Genomic DNA, 25513 nt, shown 5'->3' with positions numbered 1-25513 from the left:
TGAAAAAGGCGGAGGAGGTCCAAGTTCCAGTTCATAACAATAAGGCCACGGGCATTCTTTGATATGATCTGCGATATACTTTCGTGGAGAAACTTCAAACGATTGTGACGAAGTACCGTTTGATGCAAAAACCCGTCTCGTTTAAAACAAGACGGGTCCGCTGCAGATTTCACACTTCCAAGGGCAAGCAATACCGCTGGAGGAGGCAACAACGCGTCACTTAAACACCCGCTGCCCTCGCTGGGTGATTTCCCGCTTAGGCATGTGTTCAAAATGGATGGACTTCCCCAAAAAGTCATCGTCTGCCTCGTTGTCCGCCAATGTAACCGCTTTGCAGCCATCCAGGTAAATGCCAACCGGGCGGTAAAACGGCTCATAGTCAAAGGTCCGCAACAGGCGGTTCTTCGCAAATACCAACCCCGAAACCGATCGTGCATACAAGATGGCGTGGTCATAGTGCCTGAAGGTATTTTCCATGATCCGGATGTTCCGGTGAAAAGTCGGAAAATCCGGCCGGTCCGGCCGGATAGACGGCGTTATTGTGATGACGCCTTCTCCCCACCCCCACGGGCTGTCGATGATGTTGTTTCCAGACGTATAGCAGTTTTCGAATACGTTATTGGAGATCAGCACGTCGCGTACCCCGCCCGATTCGTACCAAAGGTCGGTGTCACCCTCAATAAGAATGGCTGCACCAGCGGTATTGAAGTAATTATGCTCGATCACCACTTTTCCAGCCGTGGTCACCAGTATCCCACGCGCCCGGTGCCGCTTCAGCACCCGGCAATTACGGACGAAGACATCAGGGTTACGATCGGCGTTTTCGAGCAGGTCGCCTGCCGATACCGCGCCCCGGTGGGGCCGGTCGAAGGTTACCCGGTACCCCACCACCTTTCCGGCATGCCACACGGTTGCCTGTCCGACCACCCGTATCGAATCCTTCGGCTGCATGGTTAACGTATCGACTACCCAGGCTATTTCCCCCTCGTCAAAACCAATGTAGCGTGCGTTCGGTTTCACCATGACCGACCGATCGCCGGTCACCGAATCGACGGGTGCATACATCCCATGCACATTGGTAAAATCATCGCCCGCACCGGTCATAGTCACACCGTCCATGACTATCGTCCCTTTGCAGCCGTTAAAATGCGTGGCATCAGCAATCACACTGAACACTCTTCCCTTCGCTTCATTGGCTATGATTTGCACGTTTTTAAGGGAGATGTCGGTGCTCCGATAACCGCTCACCCCACAACTCAACGTATGATAGATGGTTACATCTACTATTTCAACACGCTCACTATTGATCACCAGGATGCCATCGGTAATATAAGCTCCATGGTAGAGTGCTACAAAGGTACCGACTTCAGGTTTAACCTTTGGCCGGAAATGGAACCGCACCAGGTCGCCGTCCAACTTGGTGGCAGGGGCACCGGGGAGATCGCCCAGCGGGTTATCCCGTGTTTGGTAAACGATTTCCTTCCTGTCTTTGTCGTAGAGATTATTGTAATTCTTGGTGATCGGGCTCCGCCAGCCTTCCCCCAGGAAAAAAATCGAGTCGCCTACGATCTCATACGGATAGGCCCGGCTATCGATCGACATATCTACGTAGTCGTCTGTGATCGATACGATCTGTCCCTGCGAGACGAAGGGCCGATCCCAATCGATACTGAACCCTTCCAGCCGGATATCGGTTGCGTGGTCGATCCTGAATGGCATCATCCGGCCGTGGAAGACAAAGGCGGTACCCGCGCCCGTGACCGTCACATTTTTCATTCCGGTCAGATTGAATGCTACCGAGGGGGCAAACAACGCTTCATCGCGGTGGTGGGGCCAGAAGTCATAACGCCCCGCCGGGAAGACCAAATGGACAGGGTGGTCGCGGTGCATCCGTAACCATTTACGGATCATGGGTTCCACATTCAATCGTGTATTGGGCATCAGGCCGCTATCCGCTACGCGAATTACGACCGGTGCCATTTCCGAAGCTACCACGACTTTCTCCGGGCCGAACATCAGGCCAGCGGCCATTAAACAAAAAATACCTAAGCGTTTCATTCTTTTGTAAAAGTTATGGTATACCGGAAACCGGTGCGCTGGCCACTGGCCGCATCGATACCGGCGGTATACAGTTCAATTTGCTTTCCCATCCGATGGGCATTGCCGTCCTCACTATTTACCTGCCAATTGTAAAACGATGTGATATCGGGAAAGCTGAAATCCCGCTCAGTCCAGTCCTGGCGTTCCATATCCGTGGCAAAACTGATGAACGATCGCCCTGATGGCGCATTGCCGATGCAGACAAAATGATCCAGATAGGTGTTATAGGCCACATTGGCTATATTGACATACGGGATGATGGCAGTCTCCTTTCCGCCAAGGCCCGGTTCATCCCACCCGCCTGCATAGAATTTTTTCCACTTCCCGGGTGCCAACCGATCGTCAAGCGCACAACGGGCCACTGAAATATCCTGTTGGGTGCGGTGAAGTGTGGTTAACGAATAGTACCCCTGTTTGTAATAGATGTATGCATACCCGTCGCCCGGCACGAAAAAACTTATGTCGCCCACGCCGTAATATTGGCTATTGGCCGGCGGCGGCGATGACTTATCCTGCGTAACAATATCGCCCTCATAGGTCCAGGTGCTCCCCTGGTCATGCGATACCGCCAATCCCAACCGCCGCTCCTTGGCTTCCGAGTCCCATCCGTTCATGTAGTTATATTCGCTGTAGGCAATGGAGTAAAAAATACCGGTGGCCTCATCCACCCACAATCCCATCAGCCAATAATAGCACCACTCGTTGCCCTCGGTCCGCAGGTATGGAAAGTTAGCAGCCATCCGGGGTTGGGGCATTTCCGAGAGGTCGTCCGGGCCACTTCCCTTATACAGCGCCCACCCGTTCCACCGATCGTCATCGGCGTTGTTCCAGGGTGTGCCGGCATTGCCGAGCATGTACAAATCCCCCCGGTAGCGAGCGATGCCCGGCAGCTGGTCAAACGTATACGGTTGGGCAGTGGGCTGGCTCACCTGCCAGCCCACCCGCAGTTCCGTTTCATGGTCAACAGCAGGGCCCTCTGCCTGCTTTCCGCACGAGAATAGGCCTAACACCAGCGGGAGCAGAACGTATCTATTCATATCCCCTCCGTGCTAAAAGGCGCCAAGCTCGGCTACCGACGTTACAGAGCCGACCCCGTGTATCCCCGTTACGATAAACTTGAAATAACGGGCATCCATCGGTGCATCGAATGTCAAACGGATCCAGTTGCCTGCTGCCGTCCCTTCGGGATTCGGAATATCCGTGAACGCTTTGGCCAGTTCCCAGCTTGTCCCATCGGCCGATAGTTCCACCGTCACCTCTCGGGGCTGCCCGTTCGTATACTCGTCCCAGAACGTTCGGTTCATAAACGAAACGCCATGCAACGTTTGCGATGCCTTCATATCGATGACGATATGATGGGGCAATGGCAGTTCTCCACCCATCCATTTGCTCACCCAAAACGTATAGAAATTTCCGTCAAGCACCGAATTGGCGTGCCCTTCAGCTCCCCCTTCCCACGGATCGTGGGAGGAGTACGACGCCACCTCCCAACCTGTGCGATCGAGGTCTTCGTGGTACACCGGCGGCGCTGGTGCCACCGTCACCACGACATACAACGTGTGGATATCTTCGGCATACCGACCGATCTGGCCGGACACGTCGGCTATCCGAATGGGCAGTAGGTAGGCCGCATCGCTTTCGAGGTACTGCGGGTCGATCACCAACTTGCCCACTGCCGAATTGACCTGCCCGGCGGGAATACCCAGTTCTGGGTCCAGGAGCGCCAATGCTTCCGGTGGCAGTAGCGGGTAGTCAGTCCGGTTTGCAGCGTTATAGGCCGCTACTGCCTCTTCGGCCACTTCGAAGCGTACCGTTATGGCATTGGTGGGCACGTCGAATCCGCCTACCGCCACCCCGAAGGTCACCGTATCGGGTTCGGTGTCGCCGGTCGTGAAGGCAACGGCGACAGCACCCCTTGCCGCCTGTGGGATATAGAGCTTTTGGTAGCTGCCCCTGTCTTCAATAGTTACTTGTTTATCGCACCCGGTCATTACCTGTGCAACGCAGGCCATTAGCATGATGGCCCATTTCGTGATCTCTTTCATCTGTGTATTCTTCAGTTTTCAGTTGTCAGATGGAGCCGTTGATGATCAATCCGCCAGTTGGGGGATTAATCATGTCGGGTTCATTTTATTATCTTTCCCATTACGTAAATCAAAAGACTACCAACCTGGATTCTGTATCAGGACGCCGCCGCTTTTTTCGACCTCCAGCTGCGGAATCGGGAACAAGTAATGCTTGGTACGATCAAATACACGGTTGCCCCATACCGGGTAGGTGATGTCTCCGGCCGCCGATACGTTGATGCGCCTTACGGCACGATTATCCACCACTTCTGCGATCTGCCACCGCCTTACATCGAAAAAGCGGTGGTTTTCCATGGCCAGTTCGATCTTACGCTCATGCCGGATCCGTTCGCGCATGCTTTCCTTACTCAACCCTGCGGGCAGATTGGGCAGCCCGGCCCGTCTGCGCAATACATTCACGGCATCGTAAATGGCGTCATCGGGCGCACCCAGCCGCTCATTGCGGGCTTCCGCATAGTTTAAGTATAGCTCGGAGAGGCGGAACAAGACGAACCGGCGTTCGGCCATGCCCGTTCCGGTATAGAGGTTATGGTCTTCTAAGGTATATTTCCGCCAAAAGTAATTCACCCGGGGCTTGTCGGTCGAATAGTCCATGCCTCCGGGCGCCACATTCACCGGGCGTCCCTTCCACATCGCTCCATGGTAGAGCACCGTTTGGTAAAACCGATCATCGCGGTTTTCAAACGGGCGCTGCGGATCGTAGCCCGAAGCCGGATTGACGATCTGCGTCCCATCGGGCGCGTACCCCAACACGGGCAATTCGCCGGCTTTGGTTTCATAGGCATCCACAAAGTCCTGGAGGGGTCCTTCGCCGTACCACCCCCCCTGGCCCAGTGAGCTGGCCCAAAAATCCCAATAGCTGCCATTACCTTCAAAGGGGCCAAAACTAGACCAGAGCGTTTCGGGGTTGCGCATTTCCAAAAAAATGCGCTCATACGCCTTTCTTCCACCATTGTCGGTCAGCGAGAGCGCGTATCCATTCTCCTCGGCATCCTGGATGGCTTCCCATGCCGCCTCTTCGGCCCGTTCCCAGCGAGCTGCATCGTCCGCCGGATTGGAAAGCGGACTCGCGAAATACAACAGCAAACGCGCTCGGATCGCCTTTACGGCAACCGACGTTATGCGCCCAAAGTCCGAGTCGGGATGGCTTGGCGGCAGGAGGCCTTCCGCGGCGCGCAAATCGGCGTCGATCTGGTCTATGAGCTCAGGTAGAGGCTTACGCGGCAGGTACACGCTTTCACTGCCTCCCGGCAGCAACGGATCGGTCAATACCGGTACCTCTCCCCACATCGTATACAGCAAGAAATAATAGTATGCCCGTAATGCATACGCTTCCCCCAGCAGGCGCTGTTTACGCACGCTGGCCGATTGGCCCGAAACTTCTTCCGGAATCCGGTCGTAGTTTTTCAAGAAGATATTGATCCGCCGGATCGACTGGTAATACGCCGGCCATGTCCAGAATAACGGAAAAGATACCGAGTTCCAGTTCCCGTTATTGAAATCCATCACCGACAGCGCATGCCCCCACATCTGGGCAGATTCGTCGGTCGCCGAACCCAGGTTGAAATAACTCGAACCACTATTGGTGGTGCGATAAACCAGCTGGGGTACTTCCCGGTACGCATTGTTCAGGAACGCTTCCGCATTATTCAGGTTGGAAAACACTTTTTCCTCGTCTATGATGTCGCTGGGCGACCGCTCCAAGTAGTCCTGTTCACATCCGGCAAATAGCAGCACACACAGCACCGATAAGCCGGATAGGTATTGATATATTGTCTTCATCTCGTTATAACCTAATGTTTAACCCAAAATTGAAAATCCGCTGGATGGGGTATGGCAAGTTATCGGTACCACTCACCTCCGGATCGCGGTCTTTGACCCATAGCCGATCCCAAATGGCCAAGTTCTGGCCGTTAATAAACACACGCATCGCGCTAATCCCCCTATGTTTAAGCCATTCGCTATGCAGCGCATACCCGATTTCGGCGTTACGCAGTTTGAGGTAGTCCGTCTGGAAATTATAGAAGTCTGACATCAACGTGTTGTTGGATGAGTTTTTGGCCACCGGCACTTTGGCGTTTTCCTGGTTTTCTTCCGTCCACCGTTGCAAGATGATCGGATCCAGCGGCTTCGGCACATAGCGGGCGGTACCGCCCCCTGCGCCGTTCAACAATAAGGAGAAATCAACGGATTTATAAGACCCGCCCAACGATATGCCGCCCATGTAGCGCGGTACGTTCTGTACCAGGATGGGTACGCGGTCAAATGCATCGATCACACCGTCGCTGTTCACATCCAGGTATTTGATGTCGCCGGGTATCAGCTTATTGTCAAACTGTTGCTGGGCGCTGTTATCGATATCGTCCTGCGAAGTAAAATAGCCGATGGATCGGTACCCCAGCGTGTAACCGATTTCATAGCCCCGCAGGTCTTGGTAGGGGAATGCCGGATTAGGCTGGTCATTTTCCACGACTCGGTTGCGGGCATAGGTAAATTGCAGGGTACCGAATAAACCGAAGTCAGACCAACGTTTGTTGAACCGCAGCTCGCCGTCTACCCCTTTGTTCACCACCTCGCCGGCATTCAAAGGCGCCAGCGTCGATATGCCCAAGTAGTCAGGCACGGTGCCCGGAGTGGTCAGGATATTCGAACGCCGTTCATGGAAGACGTCAAACGTCAATTGCAGCATGTCTTGTTTCAACACCGAAAGCTCAAAGCCTACATTGGCCTTACGGGCCTGCTCCCACGTTACGAACGGATTGCCCACGCGAGACTCGTTATACCCAGGCCTCCACGTTGGGCTCAATCCCAGCCCATAGCCACCGCCTGCCGCAAAATCACTGAGGTACAACCACCGCTGGCCGCCGATTTTGTCGTTCCCCACCAAGCCGTACGAGCCCCTTATTTTCAGGAAATTCAGCCCGGGCGTCTCTTTCAGGAAGGCCTCATCGCTAGCCACCCATCCAACGGATACCGCGGGAAAAAATCCATAGCGTTCACCCTTCGGGAAGTTTTCGGAGCCGTTGTAAGAAACGTTCGCTTCGAGGAAATATTTCGCATCGTAGCTGTACGTGGTACGGGCACTCACGCCTTGGTAGGCATAGGGAAGCTCGTGGTTATAGATCCGCAGGGTCCGGTTGCCCAACACTTGCGCCGCGAATTGATGGCGATCCCACCCCTGTTCGTACTGCAACCTGAAGTCGAGATAATTGGACCGTTCTATGTCATTGTTCCCCGATGTCGCCAACGTGGTCGCGATCCGCGTCTGCTGGTACATGGGCAGTCCATCCATATCCAACCCGCGGTACCAATACGAATCAAATTCCTGGTTCCGCATTGTTCGGTTGAAGTTGTTGTTTTCGAAACTGAAAAACCCCTGGGCAGACAAACCATCCAGCAGGAAATCCAGGCTATGCCGGGCCGAAATCGTTCCATACATCACGTTGGTTGAGTTCTCATAATAACCACTTTGCGTAACCAGGCCGTAAGGGTTGCGCCAGAATGGGATTTCGACATTGCTAGCCGCTCCTAATGTCCCGTCGGGGTTAAAGATCGGCAGCGCAAAGGGTGGCATATTGTTAAGTAGGCTAAACACTTCCTGGAAACCCGAAGACGGGCCGATGCGCCGTTCGAGGCGCCCGGCGAGGTCCACCTGCAACTGAAGTCCTTTCGTGGCCTGGATATCGATGTTAGAGCGGAAGTTATAGCGCGAAAAACCGTTCTTTTTCCCATAGTTCTCATAAAACAGATCATCGTGCTTCAACAAGGCGCCCTGCGAAATATGGCTGCCTGACACGAAATACCGCACGCGGTTGGTACTCCCTGAAATATTGAGGTTATACTGCCCCTGCCATGCGTTTTTCTCCAGTATCTCGTCAAACCAATTGACTTCCGGGTATAGGAACAGATCCGAACCCGACCGTACGATTTCCAATGCCTCCTCGCTGAATCGAGGCTCGGAATTGTTATTCGTATCGTATTCATTAAAATACAATGCACTCTGGTAGGTACTAATCGGCTTGGGTAGTCGAACAACCTGTTGCAGTGCTTGCTGCGTGGTAAAATCGATGATCGGTTTCTGGCCATCGCGACCCCGTTTGGTGGTCACGACAATTACACCGTTGGCACCTTGGATACCGTATAATGCCGAAGATGAAGCATCTTTCAAGATGGAAACCGATTCCACTTCGTTGGGATCGATTTGGCTGAAACTGCCTTGGCCCCGCGGTAACCCATCGATCACGATCAACGGTGCCGTATTCGAGCCATAGGTAGCAATTCCCCTAATGTAGAGCGATGCTGCATCGTCGCCCGGTTGCCCGGACGACTGCACGCTGATCAAACCCGGCAGCCTGCCGGCCAACGCGTTGTTGAGGTTGGCAACGGGGCTCTGCCGAAGCTCTTTGGTCTGGATGGTGGCCATGGCGCCGGTTACCGATCGTTTGGCTTGCCTAAAGTTCATCCCCACAACCACCACCTCATCCAAGTCGCTCACGGCTGCTCGCATCGTCACCTGCATCGCTCCCGTAGCAGGCACTGCCCACGTTTCGCTATAATAACCGATGAGCGAAAAAGCCAGCGAGTCCACGCCGTCGGGCAATACCAGCTGAAACTTGCCGTCCTCATCGGTTGTCGTGGCCACGGTCGGCGTTCCGGCTACTGATACAGTCACGCCCGAAAGCGGAAGGCGCTGATCGTCAACGACGGTGCCGGTTGCCCGCCGTTCCTGCTGCCGTTCGCCAACGGGTGGCGCGGCGGCCACAACGACCACGCCATCGTCAAGGGTCCACACCAGGGGCAATCCAGCAAGCATGCTATCCATTGCTTCAGCAATCGGTTTATTTGTTACGTTTACCGTGACTTTTTGTAAGGCAATGTCACGGCCGTTCAAGAAGTAGGTAACGCCAGACTGCTGCTTCACCTGCTTCATTACTTCAGCTAAGGGCTTTTCCTTCGCCCGGATCGTAAGCAACTGGGCATAAGTAGCGGCATACACATGCACGGTAAATACACAGGTTAAAAGCAAGGCAAGTTTCATAACGAGTAGCCATCTTGTGGTTAAGGGCCAACACATGCCCTTAACACATAAAGAATAATTCATATGTTTGTAACGTTTGGTAAAAAAATAAGACTGTTTACGCCAAGCATTGCCGGATGGTGCGTCAACACCATCCGGTTTTTTTTCGGTACATTAAGGCACCGAATCAAGTAAATATCCGTTATATCATAGCCGTCGTTATTAAGTTATTAAATTGGTTATGGAATGACCGTCAGTACTTTCCGGTCGTTTACTGCTTCCTTGATGCGGAAATTAACGCCGCTGCGCTTGAGCAGGCTCAGCACCTGCGACAATGACTTATCCCTGCCAATCTCTCCGAAAAAAGAGGTGTTGGGCGGCGCTCCCTCGTAAACCACATCCACATTGTACCACCGGCCCAACTGCTTGATGGCTTTGGTCAGCTCGGTATCATTAAAGATGAACATCCCCTGCCTCCAAGCGGTAAAATCCGTTACCGCTACATCGTTGATAGCTGTTTGCGTTACATTGACAATGCTTTGTTGGCCGGGCCTGAGCCGATGCACCGTGCCTGAATGATGATTGCTGACCGTTACCGACCCATTCACCAGCGTGGTCTCCACCTGCCCTTCTTCCGGGTACCCATAGATGTTGAAAGCGGTACCCAATACGGTTACTGTTTGCCCTGCCGTATGCACCGAAAACGGTATAGCATCCGGTTCCACCTCAAAATAACCTTCGCCCTCCAGGACGACGCTTCGACACTCATCCCCAAAACGCATGGGATATTTCAATGTCGATCCGGCGTTGAGCCACACGCGCGACCCATCGGAAAACGTCACTGCATACTGTCCGCCCGCCGGCGTCGACAACAACAAGGTATCCGCAGTTGTAGGCAACGTCGCACCGGTTTCGCGCACAACCATGCCCCCGTTTTCGTAACGCACTCCTTTGTTGACCACGATACCACTCTGCTCGCCGCTCAATGGTATGCGCTCGCCATTGGGCAACATGAGGTAGGCCTTATTTCTTCCAGGCAGCGCATCGCTCCCAAATTCGGATGCCAAGGCCGGGTCAGACGGTTGGCTGGATCCACCGGCAAACCACCATAGGCCAATGGCCAGTGCCAGCATCGCCGCAGCCGCCGGAAAAAGCGTCCGCTGAAGCTTCGGCCGGGCCATACGCCTTCGGATTGTTGAAAAAGACCGAGCAAGCTCTTGCTTAACAGCCGGATCTCCCAAAAAATCGTCTGAAACCGGTTCAACCAGCGACTCGTGCGCCAGCTCGTCCCAGCGCATCCTATTGGACTCGTCTTCGAGGAGCACACGAAGTTCGGTAAGCTCATCCGCGGTCAACTCATGGGTTAAATACTTCCTGAAAAGGCGTGCTAATACTCTTTCTTGTGCCAAAGGTTCTCCTGTCTTTTAAAGATAAGACACCTAACCCTGGGCCAACATCTGCTCGGTGAAAAAAAAAATTTAAAAATAGGGCAATCCGGCGATCAGGATCAAACCGACCACCCCATCATATCGTAAGTGCTGTTCGATAAAGCGCAAAGCCTTAACCATGTGGTCGTTTATGGTGGATGTGGAAATCCCCAGTTCGCGGCTCACCTGTTCGTAGGTTTTGCCTTCGTGTTTGCATCGTATATAAACCACCCGTCGCTTGGGAGGAAGTGCGTTCACCGCATTATCATATAGCCGTTCCAGTTCTTTGGCAATCATCCCCTCCTCAATGTGCGAATACCCGTCGGGTGCCTCAGCAGCCAGTGATGAAACTACTTTCGCATCCAATACGACACGTCTTGAAAAATTAAGTGCCATGTGTTTGGTAATGGCAAAAAGATACGCCGCAAACGACGATTCGACGCGGATCGATTTCCGCTTTTCCCAGATTTTTAAAAAAACATCCTGAAGCAGTTCCTGCGCCACGTCACGATCCTTCACCAGTTTGATCAGGTTTCCATACAACCGGCCAGCATAGCGATCATACAACGCAGCAAATGCCTGTTCGTTTCCATCACGAATCTGCTCCAGGAGGACGATATCGAGCTGCTTGGCATAATCCATTTTTTTGCACCTAATCAGTTTTCGTTGGTTTACGCAAAGTTAGCCAATTTCCGGTTAACCTAAGTTCGAATGCGTCAGAAAACTTTAATTCGCTGGCATTCGTGGGCGGGAGTGGCGATGCATAATCTCAACTTTTTTATAAAGTGATTGCTTGTTATATATTGGTTTAATGTTGTTTATATCCCAAAATTATTAATTCAGTAAATAATACCATTAACAGTTTTACCACCTAATAACTAGCATATTGCAACTGCCGCAGACACCACCTAGCGTACGAAGTACGCAGACGCGGAGCGGTAACCTATAATCATAAGTAAATGTTCATAATTAGTTTATATAAAGCATTTGTTTTTTCTTTGTGTCCGATTATTGTTTATAGGAATAAATGGGGAAGATAAAACAATAGAATTAACGGAGGGACAACGGCACTAACTCGAGCAGGGCTTCCGCAACGGCCCGAGCCACTGTTTCCGTATGCGTTGCCGTGCGGTTTTTCTCAAGGCCGATGGGCTGTCCTCGGCAAAAGCAGCAGAGCAGACGGACATGAGTTTGGTTTCGGTGAATGCGTGGGTAAAGCGCTTCGCCCTTAAGCAACATAATGAGCTTTTTGAAGGCATCACGGGTGTAGATATCTCCCACCCTTTCTTTGCTCACATCAACTGGAAACCTGAAATGATCGACGAATGGAAAAGGCTGATTTATCCGCACACATGACGTGCTTGTAGGATTTTTCGAGTGTGCCACGCCCACCTCGTGATTATCGGAAGCCTTCGCCAATGGCACCGAAAAAAACCTATTTAACAATAGTATCCAAAATTAACAAGCAACGTCAAGCTTAAAAAAGGGTCTAAACGATGCCGAAAGCCAAAATGGTAAGTTAAAGCGTTATCTCTTTGATAATTCCGGCGAGTCAATGCTGTTAATTGCGGAAACAACAAATGGTCAACTAACCACTTTAGCCGAACAAAACCAACTTCCCACCCGGTTTATTAATATATCGTCAATTCCCGTCTGCATTAGTTATCGTGGTCAACGAACAATAAATCGAATACGCTAGGCGATCTTTTTAGTCCTATGCTTGATTCAACGTCATCATACGCCTCCGACAGGTATTTCTCTTCAAGTAGTCGATGACCAGGGAACGTTTCCTTCATGATCTGGCCAACCTGCGAGAGCAGCTCTCTTTCTTTCTCACTTGCTGGTGAGTATCTCGCTTCCCAAGCGGTATCCGTTCTATCTATGAACCGGTAAGCCCAAAAGTCCGATATGACACTAATCGCGATCGTGAATACCAAGACGTTATTATCCGTTTCCATAAAGGCATTCGGACTGACACTGACGTGAAACGAAGGAGAGCCGCCGCCGAATGAATAGTCCGACAACGAGTAAGACCTATCCGTGATAAGCTTTTCGAATTTTTCCTTGAAGCTTTTCCACTTTGACATAAGAGACTTGCTGGCTATCGCCTCATCAATTTTTTGTCTTCGGGAATGATACTCCTTTGATGATGCGTACTGATCGCCGATGCTTAATCCCTTTGGATAATACGTATATATCAGGTCTTTTATCTCTTGTTGAACAGCCATATTTTAATTACAGTCATGGTAAAGTCCGCTGTCGTAATCGCGGCACCTCAATTCGCGCAGCTTTTCATTATACGTATAGATACTGTTCGGCCTGACGGCTTTGATGGTCGTTTTGGAATGCAATATACGAATTACTAAATTGGTTACAAAAATAGCGGCTGGTTCTACTCCCAACGGCCCTCTTCGATACCTGCAATTGCTTCTTGCTGCGTGAGGGACCACCAGGTTCCGGTGCCATTCATACCGCCGATACGCTCAATCCGCTCATGAGCGCTGGTACGGTTGGTTTTGTTGATGCATTTGATTTCGTGTCTGCTTGACATGCTATAGTTGATGTGATAGAATCTGACTCCAAAGCTACCCGTGGTAAGTATGGATTCTTACGGGAAACCATAAGGGGGGAGTAATTGGAAAATCGGGAATTCCGATTTTTGTAGACATTAATTGATCTTTTGCTATCAACTGACAAAATATCACAAATCGACTACCTGCGATAATTGGCTATAATTACTCCGCAAAGGAAGGCTTGACATCGTTTTTCTATACATTAAAAACACTGCCATGATCAATGGCATGTTGCAGGAGCTCGATAATCCGGCTTTCCAATTCAGACTCACTATACTGATGCCGCTCGGGTATTTTCAGGGAATCCAGCGCATACGGGTCCCAGATGATATCATCAGGTTTGTTACCATGAAGCATAGTCAAATCAGTCGCCAGTTGTTCCAGCAATCTTTTTCCGCACGTCGCGCGCTTGGCTCCCTTTGATGGCTTTTGACGCGATAACCGACTGAGATGATATGACATCGAGGTTGTAGAACTTGACAGGCCTATCCGAAGTACTAATGTGCGAAATTTGCACATTGCTTTTTTCGTCTACCTCCTCTTTTTCTTCGAAAACGTTTGCGATATGCTTGGTTCGTTTTCCGACCGGGTCTCAATACAGGTAATCCCATCGTTACTTTGATAAATGTAGGATATTGCTTGTTTTCCCTATCATTTTGTCAATCGAGTCAACCGAGCCTTGTATAGAATGGAATAATAAAGAAGAACCCGTCTACATTGGTTCAAATAATTGATGAAAAAGCTTTCACAAACTTACATAAAAATCAGGAATTATAAACGCGTTCAATAAAATGGAGGCCACATCGTCCATCCTTATTATCTTTATAATGGACTAAAAAACAAAGTAATATGGAAAGATTTTGTGGCCTTGATGTGCATAAAGATAGTGTTTTTATGTGCATATTAACCGAATCAGGGGAAAAGATCGAAGAAGTATTCGGTACCTTGACCCCGGATCTTGAGCGTTTGCGTGATACGTTGGTGGAATTTCATGTCGGCCATGTCGCTATGGAGAGCACGAGCGTGTACTGGATACCGTTGTGGCGTATCCTGGAACCGGATTTTGATGTCAAGCTGGTCAATCCCTACTTCATCAGGCAGCTTCCCGGTAGGAAAACCGACGTAAAAGATGCCCACTGGATAGCCACGGTTCTCCAAAAGGGCCTTATCAAAGGGAGCTTTGTGCCGGACAGCCGTATCCAGGAGCTCCGCCAATACAACCGCAGGATCACCTACCTGAACAGGAACCTTCAACGGGCGGACCAATCCATAGACCTCACACTCCAGCGCTGCAATATCCGTCTGAGCAATTATGTGTCGGACATAGGAGGCAAAATCGATGCGCAAGGTAGTCCGGGCGATATCCATGGGTCAGACCGACCCGGATGTGCTGGTGGGCCTGGTGCATACCCGTACCAAGAACAAACACGGCATCCGGACCATAAAGGAAGCCCTTACGGGCATCGTCTCGGCAACGGACATGGACGTGCTGGCAATGGCATTGGAAGAGGCCGAGTTCTTCCACAGACAGCTGACCGCGTGCAAAGAAAAACTGATCGAACTATGCGGCAGGTATTATAGCCAGGAACTCGAACTCCTGCAAAGCGTCCCCGGAATCAAAGAACAAAGTGCTGCCGGCATACTCGCAGAGATCAGTGCTGACATGGGAATCTTTTCAACGGCATCAAACCTGGTGGGCTGGGCCGGCCTCAGGCCAAGGAATGACCAGAGCGCGGGAAAAATAAAGGGTCGAAAGACCCTGCATGGAAATAAATACCTTCGCATCATGCTGATCCAATGTGCATGGGGGGCCAGCAGGACCAGACAGACCCATTTCTTCCTAAGGTACAACACCCTTAAGAAAAGAATGAACCATAACAAGGCGCTGATGGCAAATGCCAGGAAACTATTGGTGGTCATCTGGAATATATTAGCCAAAAAGCAACCTTACAAGGCCGTTGCTGCGTAGCGTTGACCAAAGGTAGCACGTTAAGGCCCTTATATTTGTGGTGGCAGCGACCCCGTCTTACAAACTGGCATACATAAGCGTGCTAATGGCAAGAAAATGCGTTTGAGCTCCGAGCTCGTAGAGGAAATTAGTTTTTCATCTCTCCTATGGAGAGAGTATGTTGTATTGGATTATAATTTATAGAGGAAATATACTTATTGTTGTATCTTTGCATTAACAGTACACGCCACGCTACCCATGAGAACAGCGTCCTAGGGCGTGTCTTTTGCTTTTTAGCTTTTTCTAAACCAAGTAATCTGAATTAATGGACTGAACCAAATGTATAACAAAGCAGCCTTTACTATTGATGAACAAATTGCACAACTTACAGCCAGAGGCTTAGAAATCAGGAAAGAAGATAATTGCGAGCATTTTCTCAGCCATATCAGCTATTACCGATTAGCAGGGTATTGGTGGCCAATGCAAGCAGATAAAGAACAACATATTTTTAAGCCCAACAGTAAATTTCGGATGTTATAAACCTATACAACTTTGATAGAGAGCTACGTATTTTGTTATTTGATGTCATTGAAAAAATTGAAATAAGCCTCCGCAGCAAATTGATATATCATCTTTCTCACGAATTCGACCCGTGGTGGTTTCAAAATACAGATCTGTTTATTAATATCCCTGAATTGATTAAGACCTTATCCGGCATCGAAGAGGAAATAGACCGTTCAAAAGATATATTTATCAAAGAGCACCGCAAAAAACAAGGTGAATACGAATCGGCAACGGATCTTCATGGTTGGCTATAGGTATTGAAGATACACCCAAGAGCTAAACAAACCGGCTAAAATTTTACGTGCTATTAAAACAAATAATGATGTCAGAATATCAAACTCCAAAAGATCGCGCATATGTTCGCACCCTCATTGACGCTGCCAAAAAAGAGGCTGAGGCATTTTTGCAGCTTAAGTATACCGCTGAACGAAGCGATGGCATCATTCCCGTTAAATACCGTGAATTGATGTCCGTTGCTGTTGCGTTAACCACTCAGTGTGCATATTGTATTGAATCACACATCCAAAACGCTGTTGAGGCAGGCGCGACCCGTGAGGAGATTGCGGAAACGGTGTTTATCGCGGCGGCACTTCGCGCAGGGGGTGCAGTTGGAAATGGTCTTTTAGCTATGCGTCTTTTCGAGGAAGCTACTTCGGGTAAATAAATCTCCTGCTATCACTAATCATATATCGAAGCTGCATTTGTCGGCGAGTTGCGGAGCAAGGGAATGGAAGGCCTAGTCCCCATTGGTAGAACTTTTTAATACCTCCAAACAAAACATAAGTCAACCCACGGTTAACATACACAATGAAAGTAATCTATGCTAAAATTCAGTTGTAAAGAATTACTTTACGATTACCTTGGAGGGATAAAATTACGAGGTTACTTCTATAGCCTTGATGTATGGGCGCGGAATTTAGCGGAGAGTTTAGGTTTATGAAAACATTTTGCATTTTTGTATAAATGCATTTGACAGAAAGGAACATAATCATGGATCGCATCGTATTGGAAGTTGATAGTGCATTGGCCCGGGCTTGGAGAAACAGTGCTCCTGCGCTGAAGGCAGAATATGAGCGTAAAATAGCTGATATACTACGTGAATTGAAGGAAGCTGAATTTGATAAGCTATTGGATAAAGCTGGGAAAACAGCAAAAAAAAAGGGATTAACCGAAGCCAAACTAAACCAATTACTGAGTGAAGAGGACTAAGCTATTCGTATTTGACAAGAAAATCATCCCGGGGTGACTTGGGGTCGAAGAATACTCCCCTGGTTACGAATGCCGCCATGACAAACATCAGGAAGTTGATGATTTGGTAAACTCGAATAATGACGACCGTCAAAAAGTCTTAGGAACAGTGGCAGATACGGTGTCAACTCTTCCGGTGCGATCAACGCCATGCGCTTGTTGATCTCGCGTTGGTTGTAGTAACAATCAGGTATCGCTCCTCTTCCAAAATATGCTTAACAATGGCGAGTTTATCCGGTGAATACTTGAATTGATGATCAAGACCGTTGGACATAACCATTCCGATACCAGGCAAGTTCCGGCAATAGTTCGACTTTGCCAAATAGAAATACTTTTATTAAATTTGCTATTATGGATACATTTTTGATTAAAGTGCCTGAAAATAAGACGTCGCTTGTAAAGAAATTATTAAAGGAGCTGGGTGTGACAGTCACGCGGGAAAGCAACGCCATTGCCCTCGCTAAGGAAATCAACAATTCCATCAATCCGGGCAAGACGCTTACCATGGACGAAATTGTGCAGGAAAGCCGAGCCGTTCGCAGCGCTAAACCTCAGTAATGATCCTTATATTGGATTGCAATATCTGGGTCAGCCTAACCATCAACCGTAGGCTCGATTTTATTGTCCATATGGCCGAGTCAGATATACGTATAGCAAGCTGCGAAGCGTTAAGATCAGAGAAACGGATGTGCTTGCGAGACCAAAACTCAGGAAGTTCGTACCTCCGGAAAGTGTTTCTAAAGTCGCAAAACTTCACGACCTAACAACCAAAACCTACAAACTCACTGATATTCCCAAGGTCGTATCGGACAATAAGGACAATTACCTCTTTGCCCTATGCGCAAAATCAAAGGCTGATTATCTTGTATCCGGCGATAAAATCGTTCTCCAAACCGGCACTTACCGAAAAACAAAAATGATTACGCTGACCGAATTGGAGAGAGTGATCCGTTTTTGACCCACCCAGAAAACCGTGGTTTCCGAACAGTGCCACCAACTCAAAAGATTTTGTAAATAAAAAGGTAAATTTGCTAGACAACGGAAAACAATTTACCTCAACCGATATATTTACTCAATAAAAACGACGGAATGCGTCTACATCCATTTAAACCGATTATCCCCGGATAATGCTAAAAAATTATTGATTGGTACACTACCACCGGAAAGTGCGCCGTTCTACTATTCCAACAGCAGTAATACAAGACTATGGGATATTTTGACGGCGATAAATGAAGGCATGCCTATTGTTGGAAAAGGCGGCTATTTGTTCGATAAGAATAGGAAGATCCAACTTTTGAAGGATCTAAACATAGGCATGACTGATATCATATTGGAATATGAACGGGCCGTTCCAAAATCCCCGAGCGACAAGGACATCATTCCTAAAAGGTACAATGATGTGCTTCAATTGGCCGTGAAACACAACATCGAGGAATTCTTGTTTGTCTATCAAAGTGCATGGAAATGGTTTATTCATTCTCAAAAGGGTCTTCCGCCCGTTATCATGGGCAGACTCACCGGCTTATTTCTAACCGGTCCTCAGGCAACAATCACGCATCAGGGAAAACAGATCAAATGCACGCTACTTCCCTCTCCATTGGGCCGGGGCACAAAAGGCCTAACGTTGGCCATAAAATTAGAAATGTATAAGCAGTATATATATGCTTAGACCTTGTTATTATCCGCATCGATTATTATTAAACTTAAACGCTCTTTGAGCGTTACGAAACCCTTCTCCGTGCGCTCGAAAACAATGAAGTGGTATTCGCTGAGTCAGGAATGGCAAACCGCCATAGTGAACTGGAATACGGCTTTTTTCCCGTAGGATCGGGTATATTGAATGATTCTCTTTTGTAGGTATTTATTTTGCCTGATCTACTAAAGTTTGTGGTGGTGATAGCTGGCTTGTGAGTTTAAAAATAGGGGGGCGGTAGGGACCGTTTATGATGGGGTTATGGGATCAGTGATTGTCGAATTTCCTTTGTGAAATTCATCATGCTCGCATTTTTGAAATGACGGTTCTCCGCGATTTCCCCTTTTTTACAATGATTCCTATGGCGTTTGCTTTTTCTATCCACTCCGAGACGCTCAATACAAAGCTCGGTAAACCTGCCTGTGATTTAAAGTGGTCAAATTCGACCACTTTAAACTGCGGATTATTGATTTGCTCCCAAGTTCCCAAAAATTCAAGGGTATAACGGTTCCTTATCCAGTTTTGACGATATCAGCCGCACGGCTTGCACTCGCTTTGGCATTTGCCATATCCGTCAGCGAAATGTAATCCCTTTCTTAAACTGACAGAATGGTGATTTCTGTATTTTCTACCCTAATTTTTGCCATCGCTATTGTGTAAAGAATTACCTTTTGGATTGCTTGAATGCTAGTTTAAGTTCTTCTTGGAAAATAGCCGCTTCCCGTTCATCGCGGATAGCCTTCGACAGGCTGTCGCCGGAAGTGCGTGGCGGCTTGGCCGAACGGAAGTGTGACGAATCAGCCTTTTGGGCTATCGCCTTGATCGCGTCCACTTTGCTTTTGATTGTGGGTCTCATAATTACAAAAATACAATTTAATCTGTTAACGAAAACATATAATACCGATACAAATCCGCAGGATTCCTTTCTAAATCAAAACATTCCGGACGGGGTTTGAAAAGCGCGTACCCTTCCCTATCTCGCTCAATGTCCGTGCCATTGCGGAGCAGTCGGACATACCAATCGACACCAACGATATAAAACATGTCGGCCAACTCGCGACTATTGTAATTAAACATGCGATGATATAGGTATGCTCTAATGTCATTGGAGCCATCCACGCCAATGCTGTAGCCCTTGTCTTCGTTGGCCAACAAAAAAAAGTAGGCATAAAAAAGGACACTTGAGAAAACCAGATTAATGTCCTTGTGTCTCACCACGACTTGGTCGTCGATCTCCCCGTCTTCACCAATAGGGCCAAAAGCAAGGTTGTAGACATTGGGCAACAACTTGTTGCCTATGACAAAATACAAATCGAAGGTAGATTTGGCACTTTTTATTCCGATCGTAGGAATCAAGCGAAGCATCAATCGCAGTCGGGAACCATCCCCATGGTCATCCCATTTGGAGACCAGATCGGAACCAATCGCATGGTACAACCGTCGCCGTCCCCGGTGTCCTCGGTTTCACGCGAGGTACGGAAGGCCAGTTTTAGCATCGAGCCCGCTGGAAACACGTCAGTACCCTGGTTGAACAGGACTTCAATATCTGCGGAAACATATCGCTCATGGACATCCCCGGAAAGCGCTATCGTTTGTGCCGTATTTTCTATCCTGCCAGAAATCTTGCTATCTACCACGTGCAAAACACCGTCGGGGCTTTCCAATAGAAAATCTCCATTGTGGTCGCGGCCGCGCATCTTGAGGTTGACCTCACCTTCATCGCCAAAGTTGGCCAGAAAGACAAGCGACACGGAATCTGCCGTCTGTTCAATAGCAGAAACAGTCGCCGAACCCTCCCAAACATAAATTAACTCGTCGTCGACAAATAATTCACCCGTTGCATCGCCACGATAGGGTGTGCCGCCGAACTGCTCGCCGAAGCGGCCTTTGCCGAGTTGTTCATTTTCGTCTTTGCTACACCCCATTAGCAAAGCTAGGGCCATCCATAAGGTAAATGGAATGAATAGACTTGTTTTCATAATTTATTCTCCCGGCAACAAAAGTAGAAATGATATAACCGGTTTACAATCCCCGAAAACGAGTAAATTTCAAATAGGTAATCCATGCGGGTTTCGGTTGTAGTGTTTGAACTTATATGAATGGATCCAATTGGCGTGAACGTGTACAAAGAAGCGAGAGACGAATATTATAGTTATCTCCCCCAAATATTCAACCTAAAAATAAATGGAGCGAATGAAAGAACCATTGCTACCGCTCTTTTCAAGATTGAAACTGAAACGATGTGCTTATTGGGAAATATTGCGTATTGCAAAGAGATTGCTGCTAAGATAGTAAGCCTGTAACGGTCAACGTATAATTTACCTTCGAAAAGTCTCGAAACCACAAACAAAAACCATCCGCCGATTGACGGATGGTCCATATCATTACACGGCGGTATCAACTACCGTTATTTCTTCTTCTTGGCCAGATCAGCGCGAACTTTCTCAACAAAAGACACTGCTACCACTGCCAAAGATGCGATTTTGGCATCATCGAATTCAGTGTTCTGAATTAAGTTCTGAACGAACTCATAGCTTTTTTGCTCAGCGGCTTCTTCGGCACCCTGCTTATAAAAAGGATCCTTTTCTACCTTAAAAAATGAAGCTGTCTTTAACATCATGTCCCTCACTTTCTTTGTGTCTGTAAATTTACGCAATTGCGCCAACACACGCAACTGCTTGAAATATTTAATTTTAGCTACACGATTAATAGGTTGTCTGTCAATCGCGGAAATTACCTCCTCCATTAGCTTGGTCGGCTCCTTATCTCCCAGCTTGCCCAACACAGCTAGCAGCTGTTCCTCAATATGTTCCGAAGATAGAAACCACTCGTGCGGTAGTGTCGAAAAATCGATCAACTTGTACGCGAATTGAAGATCGGGCTCTATAATGCAGTCTTGCATATTCATATTGCCTCCGCCGATATATAATACGTATTGCTTCACCAGAAGCCCATGAATACGGTTCAACATAGCACGATACTCCAACAGCCGTATAGCCATGTACTTGTCATTTTTGGTCTGAACTTCCAGATGGATGATGAATGTATTGCCTTCGGTATCTGTAGCTTTCTGCAACGCATCCACTTCCAATTGCTTTGTGGTCTGGAGCTTGTCGTCAAGCAGAGTATATTCCACGATATGCAGACCAAATACTTTTTCCATAAGCGCCGGAAAAAGAATAGGCATATTCTGCCGGATGATTTTATCAAACTGCTGACTTTCCGCGCGTTCTTTACCCTGAGTTTCGGTAAATGCTTGTTTTGCCATAGTGCATTGCTTTTCATTGGTATTCTGTGGGGTTTGACTGTGAGGCAAAAATAGTGTATGATATTTTATTTAGCAAAATGACAGCCGTCTTTAAACGGTTATATCCGTTTATAATCGGCTCTGAGGAAGATTTCTGATAGTATGGGAAAACCGCTTGGCAAAATTTCGTATTTTGTTGCCTATGACAAAATACAAAGCGAAGGTAGATTTGGTACTTTTTATACCAATCGTGGGAATCATGTTAGGTTCTACGCTGCTGACAGTTATTTTGCCCCTGAAACAGCCCAATCAAACAGGGCAGTTGGTGGGATTTGGGATCGCGGTGCTCATGATCGTATGCACCGCCCTGTGCATCCAGCTTTTTCTGGCAACTTATTATGCCGTTGACCGCGGTATGCTGATCATCCACGGCGGCTGGTTATACAAGCGGAAGAAAATACCCGTTGCTTCTATCCGGAAAATTGAGAAAACCCGAACCCTTATTAGTGCTCCCGCTCCTTCGTTGGACCGACTCGAAATTTTTTACAACAGGTTTGACAGTGTTGTCATATCGCCGGAGGATAAAGCCGGGTTTATTACGGAGCTGACGAGACTGAATCCGGAGATCGAGGTGGTGTAAAACTAAAAAATCCCTGTTTCGTGACGAAACAGGGGCCGCCCCAATGGGTTAGGGGCTAGGCTATTTTTCAATTAATGACTATTGAATAGTTTGATTTGTCTTCGTATTTTTGTCATAAATAATTAGCCAGCATAACCAGTTCCGCATCATGAAACGGAGCAACGCTTCAAAATACTTCGACGATACTCCGTCAGGCTGGGGCTTACGCGGCGATCCATTCTTATGGGAAGACCTTAAATCGAAATTTCAAATGATGAATGCTCCAGTGTCAGTATCGGAATATGATAAGCAATACATCCATTTTACCACATGGAAGGCCCCGGAATCGAAACACCGGGGTATTTTTGTACCGGTTTAATCAACGCGTCTAATGCGGGATTGAATAATGAGGACATCTACTAAATATATGAAGAGAAGACCATAAATTATTGTAAAATACTTACTTGTGGGTATTTATATATAGACTGAAATATATTATATTTAGCCGATATTAATCCTTGGCATTTCAAATCTGCAACATGGACCTAAAAGAACAGAATAGCCAGTATAGACTTGCAAGAAATTTGGTTGAACCTTACAAGAAATCAGCCGGGCCTTGTAGATATCGATTTCGGTATAAAGGACAGACAACACTCCAATTGGAGAGCTCAGGTGTCTCAGGTACTTCTTTAATCTTCTCCACTAAGATATGACCAAATATTACAACTTATGCAACCTATTTTAACTCTCCTACTAGTATTTAATTATATAACATTTTATACCCAGGAAAAGCTCGATTTGATCGTGGAGCGAAAAACATCCGCATCTGCGTGCACGATGGGATATCTTATTGCGAATGGCGAAGTTCTTTGCTATACGTTGGAGCTGCCGTGGAAAGATAATCTGAACAACGTAAGTTGTATTCCTCCGGGGACATACAGCGGAATACTGCGCTATGATAAGGCCGACGGATGGCGGATTCAACTTGAGAACGTACCCAACCGGACAGGGGTGCAAATCCATATGGGAAATTATACCAGGGAAATTAAAGGTTGCGTATTAGTTGGTACAGGAGCTAACGTAGGTAACTGCAGTGTCCAGAATAGTGCTTTGGCTTATTCAAGACTGAAAAAGGCATTTTATGGAACAGATACACCTAATCGTACACCGAACAAACCGATCACAGTCACCTTCAAATAACAAGTTATGAAAAAGCTTTCTGTCTGCTTCTTAGCAGTTTTCTTTTGGATACCACGTGTTTTTCCTCAAGTAACTCCCAATTCAAAGCGATTCGAGGTTCGGAACTACATTGCTATTGACAATACGGGTAGGTACTTTCCCTATCACACACATGGTTTCGTAGAAACCACGGCAAGTGGCAGTACGGCCAAGATGTTTATTATGCCGCTGCTTGAGGTTGATATCAAAAGCGTCAAATTCATTGATTCCGAAGGCTATGAGACAAACAGCTATGATACCGATGTTTATTCTATAACGATACCGATAATAGCTAACTTGTCTTTGCCGAACGAGAGCCAAAAGGCAGCAATTGGCGCCGCACTAACTTCGGGTTCCACCCTTCGATTTTATTATCCCCCTATTGTGAAAAACACATTCGGAGGGCCAATCATTAATCCGAATGCGGGTGTATTTGCATCGCAAATTATGGCGCTCGCGAACCAATATGAACAATATATTCTCCAACAGCAACATTATATAGATGCCTATAATCAGTATGCAGCTCAACTCATATCTCTTTCTGAATTGGAGGTGACTGTGAAGGTAGGGAATGATGTCGTCGCAAGTGAACGCATCCCCGGAACAACGGTATCTATGGGCGGCGCCTTTAATAGTGTTTCTATTGACCGGCCCTCGCAATATATCAAAAATAGAATTGCCGGAGGAAACTTTTCCGTTCTTGCCAAGTACAAATTCTTGGATACAAAAGGCAGCTATATCAATGCACGCATAAATGCGAGCATGATCATCAATCAGTTTTTGAGCGAGGCCCAAGAAAGCACGGTAACCCAGAAATCGAGCGGCTGGTCTTTTCTAGGTTTCGGTAGTAGGCGTAAATCAATGAAATCGCATTTTGATCAGCAGGTAAATAACCAATTTTCAGATGAACGGTTTTCCAATACCACCATTGAAATGTACGATGCTGATGATGACATGATTGCCATGTTCGAAAATGCTTTTTTTCCTACGATATCCCAACAGCAGGCCATACAAAACCATATAGCGGCAGCTGAGAAAGCCCGACTTGAAGGGAATACTGATTTACAAAAACTGCATCTGGATTACGTACGGGCGTTGCAGTATAATGACCCAAATTTAGAAGTAAACATTGGTGATGCCGTTGCTGCATTGGGTAAGAAGGATTATGTCGGTTTTATAGCACATGGCGTACGATGGGGGGATTATCGCGCAAACGGCAACAATTCGTTTAGAAGGGTGTTGAACAGCAATGAAATGACTGCTATGGAAGCACAATGGAGCCAAACCAAAAAGATTTCCGTTCAACATGCAGTATCTCAGAACGTAGCGATATCGCAAGATGTTGGTGTTAGGGCGCATTTAGGATTAACCGACGTGATACCTTATCAAGGTAATATGTTTATTTCAGATGGATTTTCGGGGCAATGGAGGAATATCAGAGGGATAATACTTGGACCAATTACTGCCGGCGGGGCATTGCACATGAATAATATTACACCAGGCACGTTAATAACCTCAATAGAGGCGGATGACGTATATGACGGTCAAAGTTTGACAAATGCGCTAAATAGTTACGATCCCGGCGATACCGTTACCATCACGATAATTGATCAAATCGCTCAAAATGTATTTCAGGAGAAGGTTGTAACGGTTGTGCTAGGATCTTATCCTAAGTGAGAATTGGAAAATGAAACTGTACTATATTACCTTTTGTGGTACGATAAGACCCAATTTTCAGGTCTTATCGTGCCACGATTGGTAAAGGTGTATAT

General features: G+C 47.7%; 25 protein-coding genes and 3 pseudogenes. 14 read left to right on the top strand and 14 right to left on the bottom strand.

The features are described 5' to 3' along the window. Positions 1-216: 216 nt before the first annotated feature. The 7 genes from IEX60_RS01435 to IEX60_RS01405 all read right to left on the bottom strand — a co-directional run bounded on the left by IEX60_RS01435 (position 217) and on the right by IEX60_RS01405 (position 11273). Entirely contained in the window at positions 217-2058 is a 1842-nt protein-coding gene (locus tag IEX60_RS01435; protein ID WP_229717350.1) for a right-handed parallel beta-helix repeat-containing protein, read from the bottom strand. Continuing rightward, entirely contained in the window at positions 2055-3137 is a 1083-nt protein-coding gene (locus tag IEX60_RS01430; protein WP_188746648.1) for a hypothetical protein, read from the bottom strand. Before IEX60_RS01430 ends, IEX60_RS01435 begins: the two co-directional genes overlap by 4 nt. Positions 3138-3149: 12 nt before the next feature. Then, positions 3150-4145, bottom strand: coding sequence for a BT_3987 domain-containing protein (locus IEX60_RS01425; protein WP_188746646.1), 996 nt, complete (start codon positions 4143-4145; stop codon positions 3150-3152). A gap of 117 nt (positions 4146-4262) precedes the next feature. Further along, a complete protein-coding gene (locus tag IEX60_RS01420) occupies positions 4263-5969 on the bottom strand; it encodes a RagB/SusD family nutrient uptake outer membrane protein (RefSeq protein ID WP_188746644.1) in 1707 nt (568 codons plus the stop codon). Between the two features lie 4 nt (positions 5970-5973). Further along, positions 5974-9225 carry a SusC/RagA family TonB-linked outer membrane protein gene (locus IEX60_RS01415; RefSeq protein ID WP_188746642.1) on the bottom strand — a complete coding sequence of 1084 codons (3252 nt, stop codon included), beginning with the start codon at positions 9223-9225 and terminating at the stop codon, positions 5974-5976. A 218-nt stretch (positions 9226-9443) separates the two neighbouring features. Continuing rightward, positions 9444-10613, bottom strand: a complete 1170-nt coding sequence (locus tag IEX60_RS01410) for a FecR family protein (RefSeq protein ID WP_188746639.1) — start codon at positions 10611-10613, stop codon at positions 9444-9446. A 69-nt stretch (positions 10614-10682) separates the two neighbouring features. Continuing rightward, positions 10683-11273 carry an RNA polymerase sigma-70 factor gene (locus IEX60_RS01405; protein ID WP_188746637.1) on the bottom strand — a complete coding sequence of 197 codons (591 nt, stop codon included), beginning with the start codon at positions 11271-11273 and terminating at the stop codon, positions 10683-10685. A 474-nt stretch (positions 11274-11747) separates the two neighbouring features. Here IEX60_RS01405 and IEX60_RS01400 point away from each other — a divergent pair, with 474 nt between their 5' ends. Continuing rightward, positions 11748-11987: a helix-turn-helix domain-containing protein gene (locus tag IEX60_RS01400; RefSeq protein ID WP_188746634.1), complete on the top strand. Its 240-nt coding sequence runs from the start codon at positions 11748-11750 to the stop codon at positions 11985-11987. Positions 11988-12289: 302 nt separating this feature from the next. Here IEX60_RS01400 and IEX60_RS01395 read toward each other — a convergent pair whose 3' ends face one another. The 3 genes from IEX60_RS01395 to IEX60_RS01385 all read right to left on the bottom strand — a co-directional run bounded on the left by IEX60_RS01395 (position 12290) and on the right by IEX60_RS01385 (position 13666). Continuing rightward, positions 12290-12718, bottom strand: a complete 429-nt coding sequence (locus tag IEX60_RS01395) for a hypothetical protein (RefSeq protein ID WP_188746632.1) — start codon at positions 12716-12718, stop codon at positions 12290-12292. Between the two features lie 305 nt (positions 12719-13023). Continuing rightward, entirely contained in the window at positions 13024-13182 is a 159-nt protein-coding gene (locus IEX60_RS01390; RefSeq protein ID WP_188746631.1) for a DUF3892 domain-containing protein, read from the bottom strand. Positions 13183-13399: 217 nt separating this feature from the next. After that, positions 13400-13666 carry a hypothetical protein gene (locus IEX60_RS01385; protein ID WP_188746629.1) on the bottom strand — a complete coding sequence of 89 codons (267 nt, stop codon included), beginning with the start codon at positions 13664-13666 and terminating at the stop codon, positions 13400-13402. Between the two features lie 387 nt (positions 13667-14053). Between IEX60_RS01385 and IEX60_RS25090 the strand changes: the two are divergent. The 9 genes and pseudogenes from IEX60_RS25090 to IEX60_RS01350 all read left to right on the top strand — a co-directional run. After that, positions 14054-14437, top strand: a pseudogene (locus tag IEX60_RS25090) (IS110 family transposase); the annotation flags it as partial. Between the two features lie 106 nt (positions 14438-14543). Continuing rightward, entirely contained in the window at positions 14544-15173 is a 630-nt protein-coding gene (locus IEX60_RS24780) for a transposase (RefSeq protein WP_229717348.1), read from the top strand. Positions 15174-15491: 318 nt separating this feature from the next. Continuing rightward, positions 15492-15970, top strand: a pseudogene (locus IEX60_RS25085) (Abi family protein). Positions 15971-16035: 65 nt separating this feature from the next. Further along, complete coding sequence (locus IEX60_RS01370) at positions 16036-16380, top strand: carboxymuconolactone decarboxylase family protein (protein WP_229717346.1); 345 nt, start codon at positions 16036-16038, stop codon at positions 16378-16380. Positions 16381-16706: 326 nt separating this feature from the next. Continuing rightward, entirely contained in the window at positions 16707-16925 is a 219-nt protein-coding gene (locus tag IEX60_RS01365) for a hypothetical protein (RefSeq protein WP_146088618.1), read from the top strand. 91 nt (positions 16926-17016) lie between these two features. Then, positions 17017-17127 (top strand): annotated as a pseudogene (locus tag IEX60_RS25080) (hypothetical protein); the annotation flags it as partial. A gap of 188 nt (positions 17128-17315) precedes the next feature. Beyond that, positions 17316-17522: a hypothetical protein gene (locus tag IEX60_RS01360; RefSeq protein WP_188746627.1), complete on the top strand. Its 207-nt coding sequence runs from the start codon at positions 17316-17318 to the stop codon at positions 17520-17522. 130 nt (positions 17523-17652) lie between these two features. Continuing rightward, complete coding sequence (locus IEX60_RS25075) at positions 17653-17922, top strand: putative toxin-antitoxin system toxin component, PIN family (protein WP_188746625.1); 270 nt, start codon at positions 17653-17655, stop codon at positions 17920-17922. A 183-nt stretch (positions 17923-18105) separates the two neighbouring features. Continuing rightward, positions 18106-18633, top strand: coding sequence for a hypothetical protein (locus IEX60_RS01350; protein WP_188746624.1), 528 nt, complete (start codon positions 18106-18108; stop codon positions 18631-18633). A gap of 688 nt (positions 18634-19321) precedes the next feature. Here IEX60_RS01350 and IEX60_RS01345 read toward each other — a convergent pair. The 4 genes from IEX60_RS01345 to IEX60_RS01330 all read right to left on the bottom strand — a co-directional run bounded on the left by IEX60_RS01345 (position 19322) and on the right by IEX60_RS01330 (position 21925). After that, positions 19322-19513: a hypothetical protein gene (locus IEX60_RS01345; RefSeq protein WP_188746621.1), complete on the bottom strand. Its 192-nt coding sequence runs from the start codon at positions 19511-19513 to the stop codon at positions 19322-19324. A gap of 17 nt (positions 19514-19530) precedes the next feature. Then, positions 19531-20013, bottom strand: coding sequence for a DUF6934 family protein (locus IEX60_RS01340; protein ID WP_188746620.1), 483 nt, complete (start codon positions 20011-20013; stop codon positions 19531-19533). An 8-nt stretch (positions 20014-20021) separates the two neighbouring features. Continuing rightward, a complete protein-coding gene (locus tag IEX60_RS01335; RefSeq protein ID WP_188746618.1) occupies positions 20022-20636 on the bottom strand; it encodes a hypothetical protein in 615 nt (204 codons plus the stop codon). A 428-nt stretch (positions 20637-21064) separates the two neighbouring features. Further along, the gene (locus IEX60_RS01330; protein WP_188746616.1) at positions 21065-21925 is read right to left on the bottom strand and encodes a hypothetical protein; all 861 of its coding nucleotides are present in this window, start codon (positions 21923-21925) and stop codon (positions 21065-21067) included. A gap of 181 nt (positions 21926-22106) precedes the next feature. Here IEX60_RS01330 and IEX60_RS01325 point away from each other — a divergent pair, with 181 nt between their 5' ends. From IEX60_RS01325 to IEX60_RS01310, 4 genes are all read left to right on the top strand, one after another. Then, on the top strand, positions 22107-22544 hold the full coding sequence (locus tag IEX60_RS01325; RefSeq protein WP_188746614.1) for a PH domain-containing protein: 438 nt from the start codon (positions 22107-22109) through the stop codon (positions 22542-22544). A gap of 148 nt (positions 22545-22692) precedes the next feature. Then, positions 22693-22902 (top strand): hypothetical protein, encoded by a 210-nt coding sequence (locus tag IEX60_RS01320; protein ID WP_188746612.1) that lies wholly within the window; start codon positions 22693-22695, stop codon positions 22900-22902. Positions 22903-23327: 425 nt separating this feature from the next. Then, a complete protein-coding gene (locus IEX60_RS01315; RefSeq protein ID WP_188746610.1) occupies positions 23328-23723 on the top strand; it encodes a DUF5675 family protein in 396 nt (131 codons plus the stop codon). Between the two features lie 6 nt (positions 23724-23729). Beyond that, positions 23730-25418 (top strand): hypothetical protein, encoded by a 1689-nt coding sequence (locus tag IEX60_RS01310; RefSeq protein WP_188746608.1) that lies wholly within the window; start codon positions 23730-23732, stop codon positions 25416-25418. The last annotated feature ends 95 nt before the right edge of the window (positions 25419-25513 follow it).

The sequence above is a fragment of the Parapedobacter defluvii genome (genome assembly GCF_014642075.1).
Taxonomy (GTDB): domain Bacteria; phylum Bacteroidota; class Bacteroidia; order Sphingobacteriales; family Sphingobacteriaceae; genus Parapedobacter; species Parapedobacter defluvii.
This window is presented reverse-complemented; position numbering and strand designations above follow the sequence as displayed.

Bases quoted from the DNA above. Each gene is read 5' to 3' on its own strand.
- IEX60_RS01435 (WP_229717350.1), bottom strand. From the start codon at position 2,058: ATGAAACGCTTAGGTATTTTTTGTTTAATGGCCGCTGGCCTGATGTTC.
- IEX60_RS01430 (WP_188746648.1), bottom strand. From the start codon at position 3,137: ATGAATAGATACGTTCTGCTCCCGCTGGTGTTAGGCCTATTCTCGTGC.
- IEX60_RS01425 (WP_188746646.1), bottom strand. From the start codon at position 4,145: ATGAAAGAGATCACGAAATGGGCCATCATGCTAATGGCCTGCGTTGCA.
- IEX60_RS01420 (WP_188746644.1), bottom strand. From the start codon at position 5,969: ATGAAGACAATATATCAATACCTATCCGGCTTATCGGTGCTGTGTGTG.
- IEX60_RS01415 (WP_188746642.1), bottom strand. From the start codon at position 9,225: ATGAAACTTGCCTTGCTTTTAACCTGTGTATTTACCGTGCATGTGTAT.
- IEX60_RS01405 (WP_188746637.1), bottom strand. From the start codon at position 11,273: ATGGATTATGCCAAGCAGCTCGATATCGTCCTCCTGGAGCAGATTCGT.
- IEX60_RS01400 (WP_188746634.1), top strand. From the start codon at position 11,748: ATGCGTTGCCGTGCGGTTTTTCTCAAGGCCGATGGGCTGTCCTCGGCA.
- IEX60_RS01395 (WP_188746632.1), bottom strand. From the start codon at position 12,718: ATGTCAAAGTGGAAAAGCTTCAAGGAAAAATTCGAAAAGCTTATCACG.
- IEX60_RS01390 (WP_188746631.1), bottom strand. From the start codon at position 13,182: ATGTCAAGCAGACACGAAATCAAATGCATCAACAAAACCAACCGTACC.
- IEX60_RS01385 (WP_188746629.1), bottom strand. From the start codon at position 13,666: ATGTCATATCATCTCAGTCGGTTATCGCGTCAAAAGCCATCAAAGGGA.
- IEX60_RS24780 (WP_229717348.1), top strand. From the start codon at position 14,544: ATGCGCAAGGTAGTCCGGGCGATATCCATGGGTCAGACCGACCCGGAT.
- IEX60_RS01370 (WP_229717346.1), top strand. From the start codon at position 16,036: ATGATGTCAGAATATCAAACTCCAAAAGATCGCGCATATGTTCGCACC.
- IEX60_RS01365 (WP_146088618.1), top strand. From the start codon at position 16,707: ATGGATCGCATCGTATTGGAAGTTGATAGTGCATTGGCCCGGGCTTGG.
- IEX60_RS01360 (WP_188746627.1), top strand. From the start codon at position 17,316: ATGGATACATTTTTGATTAAAGTGCCTGAAAATAAGACGTCGCTTGTA.
- IEX60_RS01345 (WP_188746621.1), bottom strand. From the start codon at position 19,513: ATGAGACCCACAATCAAAAGCAAAGTGGACGCGATCAAGGCGATAGCC.
- IEX60_RS01335 (WP_188746618.1), bottom strand. From the start codon at position 20,636: ATGAAAACAAGTCTATTCATTCCATTTACCTTATGGATGGCCCTAGCT.
- IEX60_RS01330 (WP_188746616.1), bottom strand. From the start codon at position 21,925: ATGGCAAAACAAGCATTTACCGAAACTCAGGGTAAAGAACGCGCGGAA.
- IEX60_RS01325 (WP_188746614.1), top strand. From the start codon at position 22,107: ATGACAAAATACAAAGCGAAGGTAGATTTGGTACTTTTTATACCAATC.
- IEX60_RS01320 (WP_188746612.1), top strand. From the start codon at position 22,693: ATGAAACGGAGCAACGCTTCAAAATACTTCGACGATACTCCGTCAGGC.
- IEX60_RS01310 (WP_188746608.1), top strand. From the start codon at position 23,730: ATGAAAAAGCTTTCTGTCTGCTTCTTAGCAGTTTTCTTTTGGATACCA.